The organism is Vibrio splendidus, assembly GCF_024347615.1.
Classification (GTDB): domain Bacteria; phylum Pseudomonadota; class Gammaproteobacteria; order Enterobacterales; family Vibrionaceae; genus Vibrio; species Vibrio splendidus.
This window is the reverse complement of record NZ_AP025508.1, coordinates 682,271-703,120: the sequence shown is the minus strand read 5'-3', so window position 1 is coordinate 703,120 and position 20,850 is coordinate 682,271. Positions and strand designations below refer to the sequence as shown.

The following is a 20,850-nucleotide window of genomic DNA, read 5'->3' as shown; positions in this document are numbered from 1 at the left end:
AATAAACAGCACAAGCCATTTCGATCTGTAGTCTAAATCATCGTATTACATGCGTCAGCATTTCAATATGCTGGTCATCTAACTGGGTTAACTTAACCGATAAAGACTTAAGCTCTGACGTATTCTCGATGTGAGTACCACCACACGGAATAGACACTAAAGTGTCGCTATCCAACTGCCATTCCCAATAGCGAGAGTCTGTTAATGCCTCACCTTCCAGTCTCATTGCTACTGGCGTTGAGTCTGCGAGCCAACCTTTAATCATCTGATTGATGTCGGCTTCGATACCATCAAGATTGGTTAGCATGTCTGCAACGTTCAAACCGCGCTTCTTCAGGGTTTTTCCCAAACGATACTTATCGGTACACAACTCTGGAGTCACAAAGCTAGTCACTTGCGCGTAGCTATTGAAATCGTAGCTGCCAAGTGGATCTTTTCGGTCTGCATCTTTACGCCAATAACTCTCAGCCAATACCTTATTTAGCGCTAAAAAAGCGATGTGGCCAGCACTGTGACCGCGGCTAAGGCTTGCTTGATACTCTTTATCAACCGTCAACAGGACTTCGTCGCTAACCTTAATCATAGGAGCAGATGCGGGGAGCTGATGGACAACCACAAACGCCCACCCTTCCGTATCACGCTTAACAGGGATATCTGCTGCGATATGAAGCTTACCAGTAGATTGTTCTATTGCACCAACATGACAGTCTTCAACTGGATATTGCACGTCACCAACATTCACAAAACCTTGGTCTGCTGGGTGGTCTGGCCAAATATGACTTACTGGGTGGAAAGGCGTCATGTCGGTGATCAGGTAGGTTTTGCTGTCATCGTTTTCAACGTACAACGCCTTTGCTTTGATCTGCCAAGCCTGATGACAAAATTGAGTGATGGTTGGTGTGATAACTATTATTGGTTTCATGGATGTCGCTGGTGTCATTGAATCGCTAGTGGTCATATCGTTCTTCTTTTGAAATTGAGTCTAATTCGTTAACCCATCACGATATGGAGATATGAGGTTATGGCTTAACGTGAATTTTGCTTAAAAAAATACCCGAGACAGGCTCGGGTATCAAATCTATTGGAAAGGTTTACTTACGACCTTTAACCATGCTCATCATACGCTTACGTTTACGTTCTTGAGAAATTGTCAGCTTGGTTGTCTTAGCTTCAAATGGGTTCTCGCTGTTCTGGAATTGAATGCGAATAGGTGTACCCATAATCTCTAGTGAACGACGGTAGTAGTTCATCAAGAATCGTTTGTATGAATCTGGCAAGTTACGTACTTGGTTACCGTGGATAACGATAATCGGTGGGTTGTAGCCACCAGCGTGCGCGTATTTCAATTTAACACGACGGCCACGAACCATAGGCGGTTGGTGATCATCAGTCGCCATCTTCATGATACGAGTTAGCACAGAAGTACCAACACGAGTCGTTGCTGACTTGTAAGCTTCTTGAACAGATTCAAACAAGTGACCAACACCTGTACCGTGAAGTGCAGAGATAAAGTGAATACGTGCGAAATCAACGAAACCTAAACGACGGTCTAGTTCTTTCTTAACGCGATCTTTAACATCGCTGTCTAGACCATCCCACTTGTTTACTGCAATAACAATTGAACGACCAGCATTCAACGCAAAGCCTAACAAGCTTAAATCTTGATCAGAGATGTTGTCTCGAGCATCAATAAGCAGCAATACAACGTTAGCATCTTCAATTGCTTTCAGTGTTTTAACCACTGAGAACTTCTCTACTGTTTCGTTGATATTTTTACGACGACGAACACCTGCAGTGTCAATCAGAACGTATTCACGCTCATCACGCTGCATTGGAATGTAGATAGAGTCACGAGTTGTGCCTGGCATATCGTAAACGACAACACGTTCTTCACCAAGAATACGGTTAGTTAGTGTTGATTTACCAACGTTAGGACGGCCAATGATCGCTAGCTTAATTGGTTGATCTTGAAGGCGCTTGAATTCTTCTTCAGCTTCTTCTTCAGTAAAATCAACTTGCTCTTCTTCTTCGTCTTCAAACTCAGTTAAATCGCTTACTTCGCCATTCTCAGCTTTTAACGCTTCTGCGAACGGGTTAAGAGCAAGATCAATCAACGCTGTTACGCCACGACCGTGCGCTGCAGCGATTTGGTACATGTCTTCTACGCCTAGTTGCCAGAAATCAGCACTTGCAGCATCAGGGTCGATACCATCAACCTTGTTTACTACTAGCATTGAAGGCTTTTCTAGTTGACGAAGGTGCTTAGCAATAGCCACGTCTGAAGGTGTTAGACCCGCACGGCCATCTACCATAAATAGAACGACATCAGCTTCATCAATCGCCGCTAGCGACTGTTCAGCCATTTTAGTTTCAACACCTTCTTCGGTACCGTCGATACCACCAGTGTCAATAACAATAAAGTCATGCTCGCTAAAATGAGCATGACCGTATTTACGGTCACGCGTTAAGCCAGGGAAATCCGCAACCAATGCATCACGAGTTCGAGTCAATCGGTTAAATAACGTAGATTTACCTACATTCGGACGCCCTACTAGAGCAACAACAGGTACCATAACAACCTCTACAATTTCTTCTCTAAATGTAGTTATAGGTAAGCACTTGATCGCAAGTTTAAACTCTTACCTATAACCACACGGTTTATTAATTCATAACAACAAAACGGCTCCTAGCTGTTACCAACCAGGAGCCGACTGTGAATTGTATCACGCTTTTATTGGCTAATCGTTAGTTTCTTTACATCGCCATTGCGAGTCGTCACTAAGTAGCCTTCAGGCATTTCAATTGGCGCAACCGCAAAGCCGCTATCATCGACGAGCTGTTGAGCAACAAACTCACCCGATGAACGATCTAACCAGTGCAGATAACCTTCTGTATCACCCACAACTACATAACCATTAATAATAGCAGGTGCTGTCAGTAAGCGGTTTTCTAACAATGGAGTGCTCCAAAGTTCAGTACCACTACGCGCATCAACCGCAACCACATGGTCTTTGTCGGTAACAACGAACAAACGGCTACCATCACTCGCTAAATCAATCGCTGACGAGTAGTTACGCTTCCAAATTGGCTTACCAGAACGAAGATCGATAGCGATTAGCTGACCATTGATACCTACGGTATACAGGGTTCCGCCAAGAACAATCGGTGATGCATCAACATCAACCAAGCGATCGATTTCCGTTGCACCTTTTGGTGTGCCTACTGGCTGTTGCCAAATAAGCTGACCACGGTCAACAATAGCGGCTGCTAAACGACCATTTGCAGTCCCCCAGAATACACCACCAGAAACCGCAACAGGCGAGCTATCGCCACGAAGTGTTAGGCTTGGAACTTCAGTGCTAATCGTCCATTTTTGTTCGCCGCTTTCTTGATCTAACGCGATCAACATACCGCGACTGGTATGAACAATAACCATGTTGCTTTCAGTTGCTGGGGATGCAAGCACCTCACCATTCACTGATACACGCCACAGCTCTTCACCAGTTGATTCATCCATCGCGATCACTTCGCCATTTTCAGAACCAACAAATACTTTGCCGTAAGCCGCCGTTAAGCCACCCGATAAACGAGCCAGTACTTCTTTCTCAAGATCGACTTTCCACAGCTCTTTACCTGTTTCAGGGTCCAGCGCTTTAACCATACCTTCACGGCTCGCAACAAACACTTTGTCGTAAGCCAATTCTGGCGTTAGTTTTGAAAAGTAGTGGCCAACACCATCACCAACCGACGTAGACCATTCCTGACTAGGAGTGAACTCGCTATTTACTGTTGGTACTGGCGCCATGATGACGGTGTCTTCTTCACCCGCACAGCCAGCCAATAGGCCAAGAGCAATCGCACACAACGCCGCTTTTGGAAACATCTTCTTCATTCAAAGCGCCTTATTTAGCTAGGTCGTCAAGTTTGATTTGAAGCGTTTGGCTCGCATCAGCTGCTTGTTGTGCTTCAGAGTAAGCACTGTAAGCCGCATCTGTATCGCCTTTACGAAGTGAGATATCACCACGCAGTTCAGCAACACGGCCTGTCCAAGATTCGTCAGTCATCGCTTCAAGATCAGTCAATGCTGCGTCAAATTCACCTTGCTCAGCTTTGATACGTGCAGCACGGTAAGTCAGTAGTGGCGTAAGTGCCGCATCCTTAGTTGCCGATTTTGCCCACTCAAGCTGTTCAAGTGCAGCTGCAAGGTCACCCGCTTGAACTTGCGCTTTTGCTAATTGCATAGCAGCAAGTACAGAGTATTCAGCGTCTTTGTTAGCGTCGATAAAAGCTTGAATATCAGATTGAGCATCAACGCCCTTAGCATCAAGAGCTGAAATTACAGAGGTGTAGCCTTCTGAAGCGACTTCACGCGCTTCAACGACTGAATCTTGGTAATAGCGCCAGCCAAATAGACCGCCTAAACCAATAACTGCACCAAAGATTACGGCTTTACCGTTCTCTTTCCACCAATCTTTAATGGCTTCAACTTGTTGCTCTTCGCTATCGTAAAGTTCCACTTCCTGTCCTCTTTAATTCTTTAAACGCCAGCATAGTGCTGACGTTGATATTCATGATGAGCGTTTGCTCAATGGCTAATTAGATTAGCGCAGCAACTTTCTCTGCAACGTCCGTTTGAGACACGGTTTCTTGCTCGCCGCCAACCAGATCTTTTAGCACAACTGTATTGTCAGCAACTTCGTTCTCACCAAGTACCAGCGCCACAACAGCACCTACTTTGTCAGCACGCTTGAATTGCTTCTTGAAGTTACCACCACCGAAGTGGTTCATTACGCGTACGCCTTCAACGGTATCGCGTAATTGATTCGCTAACTGCATGCCTGCGATCATAGTACCTTCGCCAGCAGCAACCACGTATACGTCAACGCTACGGCGAACTTCTGTTAGCTCTAGCGTTTCCATCATAAGAACTAGACGCTCTAGACCCATTGCGAAGCCAACAGCATTGGTTGCTTTGCCGCCTAGCTGCTCAACAAGACCATCGTAACGACCGCCGCCACAAACTGTACCTTGAGCACCAAGACTGTCAGTGATCCACTCAAATACTGTGCGGTTGTAGTAATCTAGGCCACGTACTAGACGCTCATTAACTTGGTATTCGATACCAACAGCGTCAAGAAGTTCACACAAACCAGCAAAATGTTGCTTCGATTCTTCACCTAAATATTCAGATAGTCGAGGTGCGTCACCTAAGATAGCTTGAACATCCGGGTTCTTAGTATCAAGTACACGTAGAGGGTTAGTGTGCATGCGACGTTTGCAGTCTTCATCTAACACATCAATGTGTTGCTCAAGGAAAGCCACTAACGCTGTACGATAGCTTACGCGATCTTCTTGAGAACCGATTGAGTTCAGCTCGAGGCGAACGTGCTTATCGATGCCTAGTTCACGCCATAGACGTGCTGTCATCATGATAAGTTCTGCGTCAACGTCTGGACCGTCTAGGCCAAACACTTCAACACCACATTGGTGGAATTGACGGTAACGACCTTTTTGAGGACGCTCGTGACGGAACATTGGACCCATGTACCATAGGCGCTGCTCATCACGGTTGATAAGGCTGTTTTGAATACATGAACGTACACAACCTGCTGTGCCTTCTGGACGCAGCGTTAGGCTGTCGCCATTACGGTCATCAAAGGTGTACATCTCTTTAGAAACAACGTCTGTCTCTTCACCAACCGCACGGCTAAATAGGTTCGTTTCTTCAACGATAGGCATACGTACTTCGTTGTAACCGTATGCACTCACCACACTTTTAACTGCGCTTTCTACTTTCTGCCACAGTGGTGATTGAGTTGGTAGGCAGTCGTTCATGCCTCGAATTGCTTGGATATTTTTAGCCACAGTATTTATTCCGTAATTTCTCACGACCAGGTGTTAGTGCGAATAGACAATCACACCCCATCGCGTTGTATTAATCTTCTAAGTTTTCTACATCAATGCGATTTGCTTTATCAAGCACCGATGCTTTTGCTCGGATCTTCGCTTCAAGCTTGTCGACAAGGTCATCGTTGTCAAAACGCTCTTTCTGACGCTTACCGTCTTCGTAGAAGGCACTCTTACGAGCACTACCCGCAAGGCCTAAGTGAGACACTTCAGCTTCACCAGGGCCGTTAACGACACAACCGATGATAGAGACATCCATTGGAGTCACTATGTCTTCTAAGCGTTCTTCAAGGGCGTTAACGGTGTTGATAACATCGAACTCTTGACGAGAACAGCTTGGACACGCAATGAAGTTGATGCCACGCGAGCGAATGCGCAAAGATTTGAGAATATCAAAGCCAACTTTGATCTCTTCGATTGGATCTGCTGCTAGCGAGATACGCAGCGTATCGCCGATACCTTCAGACAATAACATGCCTAAACCTACAGCCGATTTCACAGAACCAGCACGTGCTCCACCCGCTTCAGTAATACCTAAGTGAAGTGGTTGGTCAATCTGCTTAGCAAGCAAACGGTAAGAACCGACGGCTAGGAATACATCAGAAGCCTTCACGCTGACTTTGAATTGATCAAAGTTCAGACGGTCTAGGATATCGACGTGACGCATTGCAGATTCAACCAGCGCTTCCGCTGTAGGCTCTGTGTATTTCTCTTGGATCTCTTTTTCAAGAGAACCACCGTTAACACCAATACGAATCGGGATATTCATATCACGAGCACAATCCACAACAGAGCGAATGCGGCTTTCGTTACCGATGTTACCTGGGTTGATACGCAGACAGTCAACCCCATACTCTGCCACTTTAAGAGCGATACGGTAGTCGAAGTGAATGTCAGCAACCAAAGGAACAGAGACCTGCTGCTTGATTAGCTTAAAAGCTTCAGCGGCCTCCATAGTCGGTACAGATACGCGAACGATATCTGCCCCCACTTTTTCCAAAGCTCTAATTTGAGCGACGGTCGCGGCGACATCTGTTGTTCTTGTGTTGGTCATGGATTGCACAGCAATTGGTGCACCATCACCGATCGGCACATCACCCACATAAATACGGGTTGATTTGCGACGAATAATAGGAGATTCGTGTTGCATATTAACTCTAAGGTAAGGTTATTCTAGCTACTTTGCCTGAAGTATACCCAGAAAGGTCGACAGGTTCACTTGCAAATGTCATCGATACGCCTTCAGGCGCACCCAGAATCACTTTATATGGTGCAGTTCCAGAAAGATTTAATGTTTGGCCTGCTTTTTTAATGCCAGTAGATAACGTTTTGCCCGAAGCATCTTTCACTTGGATCCAGCAATCAGCAGAGAACTGCATCACTAGCTCGTTAACCACAGCTTCAGGCGCTACAGTCTCTGATTCCGCAGTAACCGAAGCAACGTCTGCTGCTTCTGGTGCTTCTTCAATGACTTCAACAGGGTCAAGAGTTACTGAATCTTCAGCTGAACTCACTTCAGTAAGCTCATCAGAATTTTCAGTAACAGGAGATGTCTCTGTGTTTTGCTCTGCTTCAATCACTTCTAATGAAGTCAGCTCAGGATCAAGCGACTCTTCTACCACTAGCTCTTCCGAGCTTTCAGTATTGGCTAAAGATTGAGATAAGGTGTCTTGCTGTTGGTTCTGCCACCACCAAAGTGAGGAGATACCCACAATCACAGCAAAGATGCTCCAAGTAAGGAGCATAATACGACTGTTGTGCTTCTCGGTTTTAGTCTTACGAGAGAAGCTCAACATTTCTTGTTCTTGATGTTGGGCATCACCAGAATGATGAAGCGCGTTCAACACGACTTTTTCATCAAGATTGACGTATTTCGCGTATGAACGAATGTAACCACGCATAAAGGTGGCAACCTGATCTGACTCGAATTGGTTTTCTTCAATTTGCTGGATAAGCGTAACGCGTAGCTTCAAGCGATCAGAGATCTGCTTTTGTGTTAAACCAAGAGATTCTCGTTTATTTTTGAGCAGCGTTCCCGCTTCAATTGCAGGAGCGACAGTTTCTTGCGTTTGTGTTTCTTGTTCTGTGTTCATAGAGAGTGAACTTCTAAAGTATTATTGCAGGTTGATGAGAGCATTTTTTATTTTCGTTTAAGCTCAATCTTACAACCTACTATGTGGAATTTTTCCTGTCACCCGGTTCATCAACCCTTAAAGTAGAAAACCACACACTGTTGGTGAGCGACTTTCTCAGGAAGCTAGTTTATCAAGTAGCCAACCTAAATAGACACATTGACGATTATCGGGTAACAAGCGAGCACTTAAATTAATTTAAGATTATTTAATCATAAGCTAATGCCATTACAAGGCAAAAACACTTTCGACAAAATTTACCGTCAGCTCATGGTTTTGTCCAAAATTTAACGAAAAATGTAAGAAAGCGTGGGGAAAAAATCCAATTTTTGGAAATTCACCTTCCAGAAAAGCAACAAGCCAGAAGGAATCCTTCTGGCTTGTTTAGATCTAAATGGTATTTAAACCGCTTTTACTTGAATCACATCACCTGCGATTAAGTTAGCTTCAGAGGCGGCTTTCAGCATTTTAGTACGCTTGGTTCTATCAATGACATCACCAACCAACTGACCACATGCGGCATCAATATCATCGCCACGTGTTTTACGAACCGTTACTGTGTAGTTGTATTCCATCAGCGTTTTTTGGAAGCGATCAATACGAGAGTTGCTTGGCTTCTTGTAAGGCGAACCCGGATAAGGGTTGAATGGAATCAAGTTGATCTTACAAGGCGTCTCTTTCATTAGCTCAGCAAGTTCACGAGCGTGGTCCATATCATCATTCACATGATCCAATAGAACGTACTCAACCGTTACTTTACCGCGGTTAGCATTTGAAGAAGCAATGTAACGACGAACCGATGCTAGGAAATCTTGGATATCCCAACGATCGTTGATTGGCATAATTTGGCTACGTAGTGCATCGTTTGGTGCGTGTAGAGAAATCGCCAGAGCTACGTCGATGTTGTCTGTCATCTGATCAAGACCAGAAACAACACCAGATGTTGATACTGTCACACGACGCTTAGACAGTGAGAATCCTAGATCATCAAGCATCAGCTCTAATGATGGAATTAGGTTCTTCATGTTAAGCAGAGGCTCACCCATACCCATCATTACGACGTTAGTAATTGGACGACGCCCCGTATCTTTCTCTAAACCGATTTCACGTGCAGCACGCCAGATTTGACCAACGATCTCTGAAACTTTCAGGTTACGGTTGAAGCCTTGTTGAGCCGTAGAGCAGAATTTACATTCTAGTGCACAACCAACCTGTGAAGATACACATAGCGTCGCACGGTCACCATCTGGGATGTATACCGTCTCAACGTCTTGGTCACCAACGCTCATAGCCCATTTAATGGTGCCATCTGCAGAGTGCTGAGCTTCAGAAACGATAGGTGCAACAATCTCACAGCGATGCAGCAGTTTCTCACGTAATTTTTTGTTGATGTTGTTCATTTGTTCGAAGTCATCGACACCGAAGTGATAAATCCACTTCATCACTTGCTCTGCTCGAAACGCTTTCTCATTCAGTTCTTCTGTGAAAAATTTACGAAGACCTTTACGATCAAAATCGAGTAGATTGACTTTAGCTGTGGTCATGATGCCTCTCAATGACGGAACAATAATTAAGGGCGCGAATTGTACAGGCTTTACGCAACTTCAACAAGCGCTGTAAAACCCTGTGTTTATTAAGACATTCAAAGTTAAGCGATTAAAACTTGAACAATTGTTTTGTTCGGTCTGAGAATACCTAAATTAAAGAAAAGATTCCCGATTACGCTCCTCCGTCGCTTTCGGGAATGACGTAAATAATCTCCACAAGCTCACCAATACTTACCACAAGATTATGGTCCCGCCATTCATCGCTATCAGGTCATGAACTCCTCAAAGCCCGTCATTCCAGAACTGAGGAACGAGGTATCGGGAATCTCCAACAACTAACAGAGATTCCCGATTACACTCCTACGTCGCTCTCGGGAATGACGACTAAATAGGTTATCGAGAATGCAAAGTCCACATACGAAAAAGGCTTCACCGAAGTGAAGCCTTTATTGATATTTGCTGTTGTCTGCTTATTCAGCTGGACGTGGGCAAATTTCAGATTCAGGGAAGAAGAATTCGATTTCGCGAGCTGCAGACTCAGGGCTGTCACTGCCGTGTACTGAGTTGTAACGCATGCTGATTGCGTAGTCAGCACGGATAGTGCCGCAAGCCGCTTCTTCTGGGTTAGTTTTACCCATTAGTTCACGGTAACGAGCGATCGCATTTTCGCCTTCAAGTACTTGAACCATGATAGGACCAGAAGTCATGAACTCTTTTAGTGGTCCAAAGAACTCTTTACCTTCATGTTCTGCATAGAAGCCACTTGCTTGCGCTTCAGTAAGAGAAACCATTTTAGCGGCAATAATCTGTAGGCCTGCTTTTTCAATGCGGTGGTAGATTTCACCAACAAGGTTACGCTTAACTGCATCCGGCTTAACAATTGAGAACGTTCTTTCTAGAGCCATAGGGATTCCTTCACTTCATTTTTTTGTTATTAAATACTGAAATTACTGAGATCATTCGATCTGAGTTGATGAATAAGCGGTATCGAAATACCGCTCACTCTTATTATTATTTTGCTTGGTCGATAAGAAGACGAGCCAGTGTACGAACACCCATACCGGTCGCGCCTGCAGCCCACTTATCACTTGATGATTTACGGTAAGTACCCGCGCAGTCCATGTGAATCCAACCTTTTTTGTAGTCGTCTACAAAGTAAGACAGGAACGCAGCAGCGGTACTTGCACCCGGAGTGTAATCACCAGAGCTGATGTTTGATAGATCAGCAAAATTTGAAGGCAACATGCCACGGTGGAAATCAGCAAGAGGCAATGGCCATAGGCCTTCTTTCTCTTGATTTGCAGCCGTTAGTGCTTGGTGAGACAACTCATCATCGAAGCTCAATAGTGCGTGATAATCATTACCCAGTGCGTTTTTAGCCGCGCCGGTAAGCGTTGCACAGTCGATGATCAACTCAGGGTTTTGTGCACTTGCGTACATCAAACCATCAGCAAGAACCAAGCGACCTTCCGCATCGGTATTCATGATCTCAACCGTCTTACCATTTTTGTAAGTAATGATGTCGCCAAGCTTCAATGCACGACCCGAGATCATGTTCTCTGCACAACATAGAATAAGCTTAATACGCTTGTTCAGGCCGCGTTCAATCGCTAAACCTAAACCACCCGTAATAGTCGCCGCGCCGCCCATGTCAGCCTTCATTGCTGTCATGAATTGACCTGGCTTGATGCTGTAACCGCCTGAGTCGAAAGTGATACCTTTACCAACCAGACAAGCAAATACAGGTGCGTCTTCGTCGCCGGTAGGGTTGAAATCCAGTTGAAGCATTGCAGAAGTACGTTCAGAGCCGCGGCCTACCGCGTAGATACCTTCCCAACCTTCAGTTAGGAGATCTTTGTCTTTAACGATTTTCGCTTTAACTGTGCCCGTAGGAGCCACTGACTTGATGTATTCCGCAGCCATTGTCGCTAATTGACGAGGGGCCACTTCTTCAGCGGTTTTGTTGATAATGTCACGAGTCCAATCAGTAGAGCGAATGCGAGCTTCTAGCTCAGCTTGATCGGTTTCTGAAAGTGTATCCCATTCCAATGCATTCTTTTTCTTTGGTCCACGGTAGCCTTGGTAGAAAGCCCAAACGCTTTCTAAATCCCACCCTTCACCGCTAAGTGAAACCAATGCGATACCTTGTCCGTCAAGCGTACGACCAGCACGTTGAACCGCCCCTAAATCGTGGCCTTCACCAATGTGAATTGTCGCTCCCGCTTCAGAAAACGATAAAATAGCTCTTGCTCCCCACTGAGGCTGGGCAGCTTCTTGACTTAAAAATACTGACATCTGTGTAGACATGATTTCTCCTTGTCATGAACCACCTTGAGTGTGTGGTTCTGATTATTTTTTATTAGCGGACTGATGTTAGCATTATGTAGGAGAAAAATGTCATTTTGATAAAAAAACGGACCATAAGGTCCGCTTTTTTTAGTAAGAATTGTTAACTTGGCTGTGTTTTATATTGGATAAATTCCAACCAACGGCCAAATTATAGAACAAGAGGGCTAGTCCATCTCATCCATCCAGCACAAAATAATGGCCTCTAGAATTTTCTCATTCGAGTGATTCGGCTCATCATCAAAATCTTCGAGATCTAACACCCATTGATGCAAGTCCGTAAAACGCACCGTTTTAGGATCGGTATCTGGGTATAAATCACATAGTTCAATCGCAATATCTCGCGAATCAATCCATTTCAAGCTCATAACACTTCCTTATATCTATCAGCGACGATTTGTCATCTTCATGATTTATATTCTATGCCAGTTTTACTAACAGTTTTAGCCGAGCTGAGTTCTTAGTGCTCTTCAGAAGCTAGGTTCAATGTGTACTTTGGAATCTCAACAACCAGGTCAGTATCTGCCACTTTAGCTTGGCAACCAAGACGAGATTCCATTTCCAGACCCCATGCTTTATCAAGCATGTCGTCTTCTAGGTCATCACTTTCTTCTAATGAGTCGAAACCTTCACGAATCACAACGTGACATGTAGTACATGCACACGACTTTTCACATGCGTGTTCAATACCAATACCGGCCTTCAGTGCAACATCAAGAACCGTCTCACCAGTTTTTGCTTCTAAAACAGCGCCTTCTGGACATAGATCTTCGTGAGGTAAAACAATAATCTTTGGCATGTTTATCTATTCTCTAACTATTAAATATTATCGACTGACTGACCTGACAGTGCAGCTCGAATTGATTTATCCATACGACGAGAAGCAAAGTCTTGGCTCGCTTTGTCGGTATTCTTAATTTCTAGTTCAATGGCATCGGAATTATCGCCATTACGCACTTCGATCAGTGCTTCAATCGCTTGAACAAGTTGTTGTTTTCCTTGTTCATCAAGCAGCTCGTCACCATCAGCTTGCATCGCAGCAATAAGGCCTTCGATAACACGATCCGCTTCTACGCGTTGCTCAGCCAGAGCGCGCGCTTGCATGTCTTCTTTTGCAAACGTCATCGAATCTTTCAGCATGCTAGCTACTTCGTTGTCACTTAGACCGTAAGAAGGCTTAACTTGGATTTCAGCTTGAACGCCAGTGCTCTTCTCCATCGCGGTAACCGATAGCAGGCCATCAGCATCCACTTGGTAAGTGACACGAATATGCGCAGCACCTGCTGTCATTGGCGGAATGCCTTTCAGAGCAAATCGAGCTAGTGAACGACAGTCGTCGACCATTTCACGCTCGCCTTGCACGGTGTGCACTGTCATTGCAGTTTGACCGTCTTTGAACGTGGTAAATTCTTGTGCGCGAGCAACAGGGATCGTGGTGTTACGAGGGATGATCTTTTCGACCAAGCCACCCATAGTTTCGATACCTAAGGAAAGTGGGATAACATCTAGAAGTAGCATCTCAGAGTCAGGCTTGTTGCCAACTAAGATATCCGCTTGAATCGACGCACCAATCGCAACCACTTCATCAGGGTTAATGCTGGTTAATGGCGTACGACCAAAGAAGCCACCCACCATTTCACGGACAAGTAAGGTACGAGTTGAACCACCAACCATAACCACTTCCAGAACTTCGTCCGCGTCAACTTCAGCATCTTTCAGTGCGCGACGGCACGAAAGTAGCGTTTTCTTAACTAATGGCTTGATGAGCTCTTCGAACTCTTCACGAGTTAATGAACCAGACCAACCTAGTACGTCAACATCAACACTTTCAGCTTCAGATAAGCCAATCTTCGCTTCTGTTGCTGCGTCTAGAAGAATACGGTTCTGTTCTGCCGTTAGCTCTGATAAGGCCATTTGCGCTTGGAAATGCTCTGCAATCAAATGGTCAAAGTCATCGCCACCTAGCGCAGAGTCACCACCGGTTGCTAAAACTTCAAAGACACCTTTAGATAGGCGTAGGATAGAGATATCAAACGTACCACCACCCAAGTCATAAACGGCGATTACCCCTTCTTTACCTGAATCCAGACCGTAAGCAATCGCTGCGGCAGTAGGTTCATTAAGAAGACGTAACACGTGAAGACCAGCAAGTTGCGCAGCGTCTTTCGTACCGGCACGCTGTGCATCATCAAAGTACGCAGGAACGGTAATCACTGCACCAGATAGCTCGCCACCTAGTGTTGACTCAGCACGTTGACCTAGCGCTCGCAGGATGTCTGCTGATACTTGAATTGGGTTCTTGTTGCCTTGCTCTGTGCGAATCACAGGCAAACCATTATCACTTTCTTCAAACTGATATGGCAGAGACGGGTATCGCTGTTGAATATCTGACAGTGAACGACCGATTAATCGCTTAACTGAGATAATGGTATTTTTAGGATCAGTCTGTGCATTTGCACGCGCTTCATTACCAGTCGTATAAGATTCCGATTGGTAGTGAACAACTGAAGGTAAAATGCTTCGACCTTGTTGATCAACGAGTGTACTCGCCTCGCCACTGCGTACTGCAGCAACCAACGAGTTTGTTGTACCTAAATCAATACCCACAGCAAGCTTATGCTGGTGAGGAGCGGCGCTTTGCCCTGGTTCTGCAATCTGAAGTAGTGCCATGGAGGTGTCCTTGTTATACAAACTAGCCGATCAAACGATCTTCAACTAATTCGATTTCATTCTTTAATTTTGCAATAAACTTAAGCTTTCTTACTCGGTCTGCAGCTTCAAGCCAAGCTTCGCTTTCGAGTTCTTGTTGGATAGCGCTTAATTGTTGTTTATACATTTTGCTAACCTTGCCTTCAAATGCAAATAGCGCATCTTCGGGATCAGAACTGTCTGCGATGTCTTCTAGCTCTTCACGCAATTCCATCTGCTCCATCAGGAACATCGGATCTTGCATGGTCTGTTGTTCGCCACGAATGTCTTCGCCGTGTTGAACCAGCAGGTATTCTGCTCGGCTAATTGGATTCTTCAATACCTGGTACGCATCATTGATTTGTGCCGCTTTTTGCACGGCTAATAAGCGATCTCGCTCAGAAGCTATCGCAAATTTATCAGGATGGAATTGGCGTTGCAGATCTCTAAACTGAGAAGAAAGAAGGCTACCATCCAGTTGAAACTGAAGTGGTAGCCCAAATAATTCGAAATGATTCATGTAAAGGTGGTCCTAAGTTTAGGCTCTTTGTTCAGAGCCTAATTTTATTCTTCGCTTACAACGCTTAACGATTCAAGCGTTTAAACATTGAAGCTCTCACCACAACCACATTCGCCTTTCGCGTTCGGGTTGTTGAATTCAAAACCTTCGTTTAGGCCTTCTTTTACATAATCAAGCTCAGTACCATCTAGGTATACTAGGCTCTTTGGATCAATGATGACCTTAACACCTGAATGCTCAAACACTTCGTCTTCTTCGTTAAGCTCGTCAACGAATTCCAGTACATACGCCATACCCGAACAGCCAGTAGTTTTTACTGCTAAGCGTAATCCGAGACCTTTACCACGGTTATCTAGGAAAGCTTGAACTCGGCTTGCTGCCGTATCTGTCATGGTGATGGCCATACTACAACCTTGTGTTTTATATAAATTGAGAACTCAGGTGGGAGCACAAAGGGTGCTCCCAAATATTACTTATTTTTTCGACGTAATTACGGTATTGAAGCGATTAGTGCTTCTTTTTGTAATCCGCAACAGCTGCTTTAATTGCATCTTCAGCAAGAATTGAACAGTGAACTTTCACTGGTGGCAACTCAAGCTCTTCTGCGATTTCAGAGTTTTTGATTGCAGCTGCTTCATCAATACTTTTACCTTTAACCCACTCAGTTACTAGTGAGCTAGAAGCGATTGCGCTACCGCAACCGTAAGTCTTGAATTTTGCGTCTTCAATAATACCTTCTGCAGATACTTTGATTTGCAGTTTCATTACGTCACCACAAGCTGGAGCGCCAACCATGCCGCTACCTACACTTGGGTCTTCTTTATCAAACGAACCTACGTTACGTGGGTTTTCGTAGTGATCAATTACTTTTTCGCTATATGCCATGATAGTTACCTCGAATCCTCTATTTCCGTGAGATTAGTGATGAGCCCACTCAACAGTGTTCAAATCAATCCCTTCTTTATACATATCCCATAGAGGAGACATGTCGCGTAATTTATTTACCGCTACACGAATTTGTGCAATCGCGTAGTCGATTTCTTCTTCCGTTGTAAAACGGCCGAATGAGAAACGTACTGAGCTGTGTGCCAGTTCATCGTTCAGACCAAGAGCACGTAAAACGTATGAAGGCTCTAGGCTTGCTGATGTACATGCAGAACCTGATGATACTGCTAGGTCTTTTAGAGACATAAGCAGAGATTCACCTTCAACGAAAGCAAAGCTCACGTTCAGGTTGTGTGGTACACGTTGGTCTAAGTCGCCGTTTACGGTTACTGCTTCTAGATCTTGAACACCTTTCAATAGGCGCTCACGAAGTGCTAGTGCGTGATCGTAATCTTTCTGCATGTCTTGTTTAGCGATAGCAAACGCTTCGCCCATACCCACGATTTGGTGAGTAGCAAGCGTACCAGAACGGAAACCACGTTCATGACCGCCACCGTGCATTTGCGCTTCAAGACGAATACGTGGCTTACGACGAACGTACAAAGCGCCGATGCCTTTAGGGCCGTATGCTTTGTGTGCAGACATAGAGATAAGGTCAACTTTCATCTCTTTTACGTCTAGTGGGATTTTACCCGCAGACTGCGCCGCATCAACGTGGAAGATGATCTTGCGTGAACGACATAACTCGCCGATTGCACCGATATCTTGGATTACACCAATCTCGTTGTTAACGTGCATGATAGAAACTAAAACAGTATCTTCACGCATTGCAGACTGTAGCTTGTCTAGATCAATGATGCCGTTTACTTCTGGCTCAAGGTAAGTTACCTCAAAACCTTCACGCTCTAGTTGGCGACATGGATCAAGAACCGCTTTATGTTCTGTTTTACACGTGATTACGTGCTTACCTTTCTTCTCGTAAAAGTGCGCTGCACCTTTGATAGCAAGGTTGTCTGACTCTGTAGCACCTGATGTGAAAACAATTTCACGTGGGTCTGCATTTAGTAGATCGGCAATTTGCTCACGAGCATTATCTACTGATTCTTCTGCCTGCCAGCCGTAACGGTGTGAACGAGATGCAGGGTTACCGAAGTTACCGTCCATCGTCATGCACTGAACCATTTTTTCAGCAACACGTGGATCGACTGGGCATGTAGCTGAATAGTCAAAGTAAATAGGCAGTTTCATTTTCTACTCCAATGTAAAAACTGACCGCTAAGAGCGGGCATTAACACCGTGAGGTGCTGCACTAATCGTTGTAGTGCTCGTATTTTTATGTGCAAAACCATTATTAACCGCAAGATCGATATCTTGACGATCAGAAATCTGTAAAACTTCGTTATCTTTCATTAGCTCACCGAGCGTAATGTCGTTTAAGAAGCTGCTGATTCGGGAGCTTAAATCACGCCATAAAGTGTGAGTTAAACAACGACTACCACCTTGGCAGTCTGCTCGACCGTGACACTTAGTTGCGTCCACTGATTCGTCTACTGCAGCAATTACAGTTCCGACAGCGATGTCGCTCGCTTCAGCACCTAAACGGTAACCACCGCCAGGACCACGAACACTAGCAACTAAGCCAGCTTTACGTAACTTAGAAAATAGTTGTTCTAAGTAAGATAACGAGATGCCTTGTCGCTCTGAAATGTCAGCCAGAGGAACTGGGCTCTTTTGCGAATGCAGTGCTACATCTAGCATAGCTGTTACCGCATATCTTCCTTTAGATGTAAGTTTCATATCACACCGTATCCACATTGTTTATGTGGTTGGAATTTTCCCATACCCGACTAAATTGGTCAAGTATTTAGTTGACTATTTTAGTCAGGTATTCATCCCTACAACTAGAGTGGGCTTTATTTGTCGTTTTTGCTCTTCTCAATTGAAGTCAAAATACCACGTAGAGTATTGATCTCTTGCAGTTCAGGACGAGCTCGGCTGAACAGACGACGTAGCTTGTTCATCACCTGACCCGGTTTATCCTTAGAGATAAATTGGGTATCAATGATCACTTTTTCAAGGTGTTCATAGAACATTTCTAGTTCTTCGTGACGTGGGTACTCATCTTGTTGCTGTGGTTGATATTGGCTCGCAACCATATCAAGGTGTGCCACGCGAACTTCATAGCTTAGCGTTTGTACCGCCATTGCTAGGTTCAGTGAACTGTATTCAGGGTTGGCTGGGATACATACATGGAAGTGGCACTTCTGAAGCTCATCGTTAGTCAAGCCAGTGCGCTCACGACCGAAGACTAATGCTACAGGGTGCTTTTGACCTTCAACGGCAAACTTTTGTCCGCACTCACGAGGCTCTAGCATTGGCCATTCAAGCGTGCGTGAACGTGCACTTGAACCAACCACCAAACCACAGTCTTTTACTGCTTCATCCAATGTAGGCACAATGGTCGCGTTTTCTGCGATGTCACCAGCACCCGCAGCCAGTGCTAAGGTCTGCTCGTCAACTTCACATTGAGGGTCTACAAGAACTAATTGACTCAAACCCATCACTTTCATTGCGCGAGCTGCTGATCCGATATTTCCCGAATGAGACGTACCAACCAGAACGACTTTTACATTGTCTAACATGCTATATGACACCACTTTAAAAATAATCGCGAGATATTAACACATAGCTAAGTAAAATGGTCAGACCCTTCTCGTAATGTGAATTCAAGAGTTCAAAAAACAACCACTTCCCTTTTGCAAAAAATTTGGTATACTCGCCGCCGCTTTAAACTGTTCTTTAACATCTTGTGGGAAAAACCTATGCATCCAATGCTAAACATTGCGATACGCGCTGCGCGTAAAGCTGGCAACCATATTGCTAAATCTCTAGAAACAACTGATAAGATCGAATCGTCTCTAAAAGGTAACAACGATTACGTTACTAACATTGCTCAAGAAGCTGAGTACATGATTATTGAGACAATCAAATCATCTTACCCAGAGCACAGCATTATTTCTGAAGAGTCAGGCCTGACTGAAGGTAAAGATTCTGACGTACAATGGATCGTTGACCCACTAGATGGCACCAACAACTTTGTAAAAGGTTTCCCTCACTTCTCTGTATCTATTGCTGTTCGTATGAACGGTCGTACAGAAGTTGCTTGTGTTTATGACCCAATGCTAAACGAGCTATTCACAGCTCAACGTGGCTCTGGCGCTCAACTTAACAACGCTCGTATGCGTGTTACTCAACTTAAAGACCTTCAAGGTACTGTTCTAGCGACTGGTTTCCCATTCAAGCAAAAACAACACTCTGAATCTTTCATGAAGATCATCTCTGGTCTATTCGTTGATTGTGCGGACTTCCGTCGTACTGGCTCTCCTGCACTTGATCTATGTTACCTAGCGGCTGGCCGTGTTGACGGTTACCTAGAACTAGGCCTTAAGCCATGGGATCTAGCAGCTGGCGATCTAATCGCTCGTGAAGCTGGCGCTATCATGACTGACTTTGCTGGCGGTACTGATTACATGACGTCTGGTAATGTTGTTGCTTCAAGCGCACGTGGTGTTAAGTCTATTCTTAAGCACGTTCGTGAGAACTCTAACGAAGGTATGCTGAAGTAATTCAGATCTTACGTTAATGCTCTTTAGTTAAGAGCTGAAGATTTCAAAGCCTCGCGATTGCGGGGCTTTTTTGTATCTGCGATACGAGCTACGAGCTACGACCAAGATTGCGGTTAGTTGCGACGAGCACAACGCACTTCGCTGATACATTACGTTGAGTTTATCGACAGAATACAGACGTAAAAAACCGCTAGTTGCCTAGCGGTTTTTTTTGGTTTAGCGAAACGTATTAAGCCAAGGCCTAAGGCATCTCGTCAAACTCTTCACCTTCTTTATCCACTTGTGGTGGCATTAGGTGTTCACGCGTAATACCCAACTTCATAGCGAGTGCAGATGCAACGTAGATAGAAGAATAAGTACCAACGGTAATACCCAATAGAAGTGCAGTCGCGAAGCCGTGAATCATAGCACCGCCCTGAGCGAACAACGCGATAACTACGAATAACGTTGTACCAGAAGTAATCAATGTACGGCTCAATGTTTGTGTGATTGAGCTGTTCAATACTTCAGGCGCTTCACCCTTACGCATCTTACGGAAGTTCTCACGAATACGGTCAAATACTACTATGGTATCGTTGAGGGAGTAACCGACTACCGTTAGCAAGGCTGCTACGATGGTAAGATCCACCTCAATTTGCATTAGAGAGAACACACCCAGTGTGATGATAACGTCGTGCGCCAGTGCTAATACCGCACCTGCTGCCAAACGCCATTCGAATCGCACTGACACATAGATCAAGATACAGATCAGAGAAACAAGGATAGCAAGGCCACCCGCTTCTGTTAGCTCGTCACCCACATTAGGGCCAACGAACTCGATACGACGCATCTCAACTTGCTCACCAGTACCATCTTTAATTGCAGACAGGATCTGGTTACCAAGCGTTTCGCCAGCAACACCGTCACGTGGACGTAAACGAACCATTACCTCACGAGCAGAACCAAAGTTCTGTACCGTTGCATCACCGAAACCTTCCGCTTCTAGTGCACTACGGATATCAGGTAGGTTTGCTGGTTGCTCAAAACCCACTTCAATCAGCGTACCACCGGTAAAATCTAGACCCCAATTCAACGATTTCGTTGTTAAGGTAAAGATGGCAGTACCAATCATCAAGATTGAGAATAAAAAGGCAACCTTTGACCAACGCATAAAGTCGATCATTTTTTCTGCTTTTAGAATCTGAAACATATTAATTCCT

The 20,850-nt window shown here is 44.8% G+C and carries 21 protein-coding genes; 1 reads left to right on the top strand and 20 read right to left on the bottom strand.

The genetic code is table 11. From position 1 onward, the window contains the following. Positions 1-37 precede the first annotated feature (37 nt). The 19 genes from OCU90_RS03105 to trmJ all read right to left on the bottom strand — a co-directional run bounded on the left by OCU90_RS03105 (position 38) and on the right by trmJ (position 18,667). A complete protein-coding gene (locus OCU90_RS03105; RefSeq protein WP_099426132.1) occupies positions 38-958 on the bottom strand; it encodes a metal-dependent hydrolase in 921 nt (306 codons plus the stop codon). 133 nt (positions 959-1,091) lie between these two features. Continuing rightward, positions 1,092-2,573: a ribosome biogenesis GTPase Der gene (der, locus tag OCU90_RS03100; RefSeq protein ID WP_004735108.1), complete on the bottom strand. Its 1,482-nt coding sequence runs from the start codon at positions 2,571-2,573 to the stop codon at positions 1,092-1,094. 158 nt (positions 2,574-2,731) lie between these two features. Next, on the bottom strand, positions 2,732-3,892 hold the full coding sequence (bamB, locus tag OCU90_RS03095; protein WP_017084409.1) for an outer membrane protein assembly factor BamB: 1,161 nt from the start codon (positions 3,890-3,892) through the stop codon (positions 2,732-2,734). Between the two features lie 10 nt (positions 3,893-3,902). Continuing rightward, positions 3,903-4,517 (bottom strand): YfgM family protein, encoded by a 615-nt coding sequence (locus tag OCU90_RS03090; RefSeq protein ID WP_004735106.1) that lies wholly within the window; start codon positions 4,515-4,517, stop codon positions 3,903-3,905. Between the two features lie 79 nt (positions 4,518-4,596). Beyond that, positions 4,597-5,865, bottom strand: coding sequence for a histidine--tRNA ligase (gene hisS / locus OCU90_RS03085; protein ID WP_054548098.1), 1,269 nt, complete (start codon positions 5,863-5,865; stop codon positions 4,597-4,599). Positions 5,866-5,935: 70 nt separating this feature from the next. After that, positions 5,936-7,057 (bottom strand): flavodoxin-dependent (E)-4-hydroxy-3-methylbut-2-enyl-diphosphate synthase, encoded by a 1,122-nt coding sequence (gene ispG / locus OCU90_RS03080; RefSeq protein ID WP_004735104.1) that lies wholly within the window; start codon positions 7,055-7,057, stop codon positions 5,936-5,938. Positions 7,058-7,064: 7 nt separating this feature from the next. Further along, positions 7,065-8,000, bottom strand: coding sequence for a cytoskeleton protein RodZ (gene rodZ / locus OCU90_RS03075; RefSeq protein ID WP_054542225.1), 936 nt, complete (start codon positions 7,998-8,000; stop codon positions 7,065-7,067). 440 nt (positions 8,001-8,440) lie between these two features. Beyond that, a complete protein-coding gene (locus OCU90_RS03070; protein ID WP_004735102.1) occupies positions 8,441-9,583 on the bottom strand; it encodes a bifunctional tRNA (adenosine(37)-C2)-methyltransferase TrmG/ribosomal RNA large subunit methyltransferase RlmN in 1,143 nt (380 codons plus the stop codon). Positions 9,584-10,056: 473 nt separating this feature from the next. After that, entirely contained in the window at positions 10,057-10,491 is a 435-nt protein-coding gene (gene ndk, locus OCU90_RS03065; RefSeq protein WP_004735101.1) for a nucleoside-diphosphate kinase, read from the bottom strand. 106 nt (positions 10,492-10,597) lie between these two features. Beyond that, positions 10,598-11,893, bottom strand: a complete 1,296-nt coding sequence (gene pepB, locus OCU90_RS03060) for an aminopeptidase PepB (protein ID WP_061023921.1) — start codon at positions 11,891-11,893, stop codon at positions 10,598-10,600. A gap of 206 nt (positions 11,894-12,099) precedes the next feature. Beyond that, positions 12,100-12,300: a Fe-S cluster assembly protein IscX gene (iscX, locus tag OCU90_RS03055; protein ID WP_004735099.1), complete on the bottom strand. Its 201-nt coding sequence runs from the start codon at positions 12,298-12,300 to the stop codon at positions 12,100-12,102. Positions 12,301-12,392: 92 nt separating this feature from the next. Then, the gene (gene fdx / locus OCU90_RS03050) at positions 12,393-12,731 is read right to left on the bottom strand and encodes an ISC system 2Fe-2S type ferredoxin (RefSeq protein WP_004735098.1); all 339 of its coding nucleotides are present in this window, start codon (positions 12,729-12,731) and stop codon (positions 12,393-12,395) included. A gap of 20 nt (positions 12,732-12,751) precedes the next feature. Then, on the bottom strand, positions 12,752-14,602 hold the full coding sequence (gene hscA, locus OCU90_RS03045; RefSeq protein WP_061023920.1) for a Fe-S protein assembly chaperone HscA: 1,851 nt from the start codon (positions 14,600-14,602) through the stop codon (positions 12,752-12,754). Between the two features lie 22 nt (positions 14,603-14,624). Further along, positions 14,625-15,140 carry a co-chaperone HscB gene (gene hscB / locus OCU90_RS03040; protein WP_009848288.1) on the bottom strand — a complete coding sequence of 172 codons (516 nt, stop codon included), beginning with the start codon at positions 15,138-15,140 and terminating at the stop codon, positions 14,625-14,627. A gap of 80 nt (positions 15,141-15,220) precedes the next feature. Further along, complete coding sequence (gene iscA / locus OCU90_RS03035; protein WP_004735095.1) at positions 15,221-15,544, bottom strand: iron-sulfur cluster assembly protein IscA; 324 nt, start codon at positions 15,542-15,544, stop codon at positions 15,221-15,223. 103 nt (positions 15,545-15,647) lie between these two features. Continuing rightward, positions 15,648-16,025 carry a Fe-S cluster assembly scaffold IscU gene (gene iscU / locus OCU90_RS03030; RefSeq protein ID WP_004735094.1) on the bottom strand — a complete coding sequence of 126 codons (378 nt, stop codon included), beginning with the start codon at positions 16,023-16,025 and terminating at the stop codon, positions 15,648-15,650. Positions 16,026-16,058: 33 nt separating this feature from the next. Next, positions 16,059-17,273 (bottom strand): IscS subfamily cysteine desulfurase, encoded by a 1,215-nt coding sequence (locus OCU90_RS03025; protein ID WP_061023918.1) that lies wholly within the window; start codon positions 17,271-17,273, stop codon positions 16,059-16,061. Between the two features lie 27 nt (positions 17,274-17,300). Next, a complete protein-coding gene (gene iscR, locus OCU90_RS03020) occupies positions 17,301-17,822 on the bottom strand; it encodes a Fe-S cluster assembly transcriptional regulator IscR (RefSeq protein ID WP_017079865.1) in 522 nt (173 codons plus the stop codon). A 116-nt stretch (positions 17,823-17,938) separates the two neighbouring features. After that, on the bottom strand, positions 17,939-18,667 hold the full coding sequence (gene trmJ / locus OCU90_RS03015; RefSeq protein ID WP_017092444.1) for a tRNA (cytosine(32)/uridine(32)-2'-O)-methyltransferase TrmJ: 729 nt from the start codon (positions 18,665-18,667) through the stop codon (positions 17,939-17,941). A gap of 180 nt (positions 18,668-18,847) precedes the next feature. Here trmJ and suhB point away from each other — a divergent pair, with 180 nt between their 5' ends. Further along, positions 18,848-19,651, top strand: coding sequence for an inositol-1-monophosphatase (gene suhB, locus OCU90_RS03010; RefSeq protein ID WP_004735090.1), 804 nt, complete (start codon positions 18,848-18,850; stop codon positions 19,649-19,651). Between the two features lie 241 nt (positions 19,652-19,892). Here the strand turns inward: suhB and secF are convergent, their stop codons facing one another. Then, on the bottom strand, positions 19,893-20,840 hold the full coding sequence (gene secF, locus OCU90_RS03005) for a protein translocase subunit SecF (protein ID WP_004735089.1): 948 nt from the start codon (positions 20,838-20,840) through the stop codon (positions 19,893-19,895). Positions 20,841-20,850: the final 10 nt, after the last annotated feature.

Coding starts and splice junctions, on each gene's coding strand:
- OCU90_RS03105 (WP_099426132.1), bottom strand. CDS start 958: ATGACCACTAGCGATTCAATGACACCAGCGACATCCATGAAACCAATA.
- der (WP_004735108.1), bottom strand. CDS start 2,573: ATGGTACCTGTTGTTGCTCTAGTAGGGCGTCCGAATGTAGGTAAATCT.
- bamB (WP_017084409.1), bottom strand. CDS start 3,892: ATGAAGAAGATGTTTCCAAAAGCGGCGTTGTGTGCGATTGCTCTTGGC.
- ispG (WP_004735104.1), bottom strand. CDS start 7,057: ATGCAACACGAATCTCCTATTATTCGTCGCAAATCAACCCGTATTTAT.
- rodZ (WP_054542225.1), bottom strand. CDS start 8,000: ATGAACACAGAACAAGAAACACAAACGCAAGAAACTGTCGCTCCTGCA.
- OCU90_RS03070 (WP_004735102.1), bottom strand. CDS start 9,583: ATGACCACAGCTAAAGTCAATCTACTCGATTTTGATCGTAAAGGTCTT.
- ndk (WP_004735101.1), bottom strand. CDS start 10,491: ATGGCTCTAGAAAGAACGTTCTCAATTGTTAAGCCGGATGCAGTTAAG.
- pepB (WP_061023921.1), bottom strand. CDS start 11,893: ATGTCTACACAGATGTCAGTATTTTTAAGTCAAGAAGCTGCCCAGCCT.
- iscX (WP_004735099.1), bottom strand. CDS start 12,300: ATGAGCTTGAAATGGATTGATTCGCGAGATATTGCGATTGAACTATGT.
- fdx (WP_004735098.1), bottom strand. CDS start 12,731: ATGCCAAAGATTATTGTTTTACCTCACGAAGATCTATGTCCAGAAGGC.
- hscA (WP_061023920.1), bottom strand. CDS start 14,602: ATGGCACTACTTCAGATTGCAGAACCAGGGCAAAGCGCCGCTCCTCAC.
- hscB (WP_009848288.1), bottom strand. CDS start 15,140: ATGAATCATTTCGAATTATTTGGGCTACCACTTCAGTTTCAACTGGAT.
- iscA (WP_004735095.1), bottom strand. CDS start 15,544: ATGGCCATCACCATGACAGATACGGCAGCAAGCCGAGTTCAAGCTTTC.
- iscU (WP_004735094.1), bottom strand. CDS start 16,025: ATGGCATATAGCGAAAAAGTAATTGATCACTACGAAAACCCACGTAAC.
- OCU90_RS03025 (WP_061023918.1), bottom strand. CDS start 17,273: ATGAAACTGCCTATTTACTTTGACTATTCAGCTACATGCCCAGTCGAT.
- iscR (WP_017079865.1), bottom strand. CDS start 17,822: ATGAAACTTACATCTAAAGGAAGATATGCGGTAACAGCTATGCTAGAT.
- trmJ (WP_017092444.1), bottom strand. CDS start 18,667: ATGTTAGACAATGTAAAAGTCGTTCTGGTTGGTACGTCTCATTCGGGA.
- suhB (WP_004735090.1), top strand. CDS start 18,848: ATGCATCCAATGCTAAACATTGCGATACGCGCTGCGCGTAAAGCTGGC.
- secF (WP_004735089.1), bottom strand. CDS start 20,840: ATGTTTCAGATTCTAAAAGCAGAAAAAATGATCGACTTTATGCGTTGG.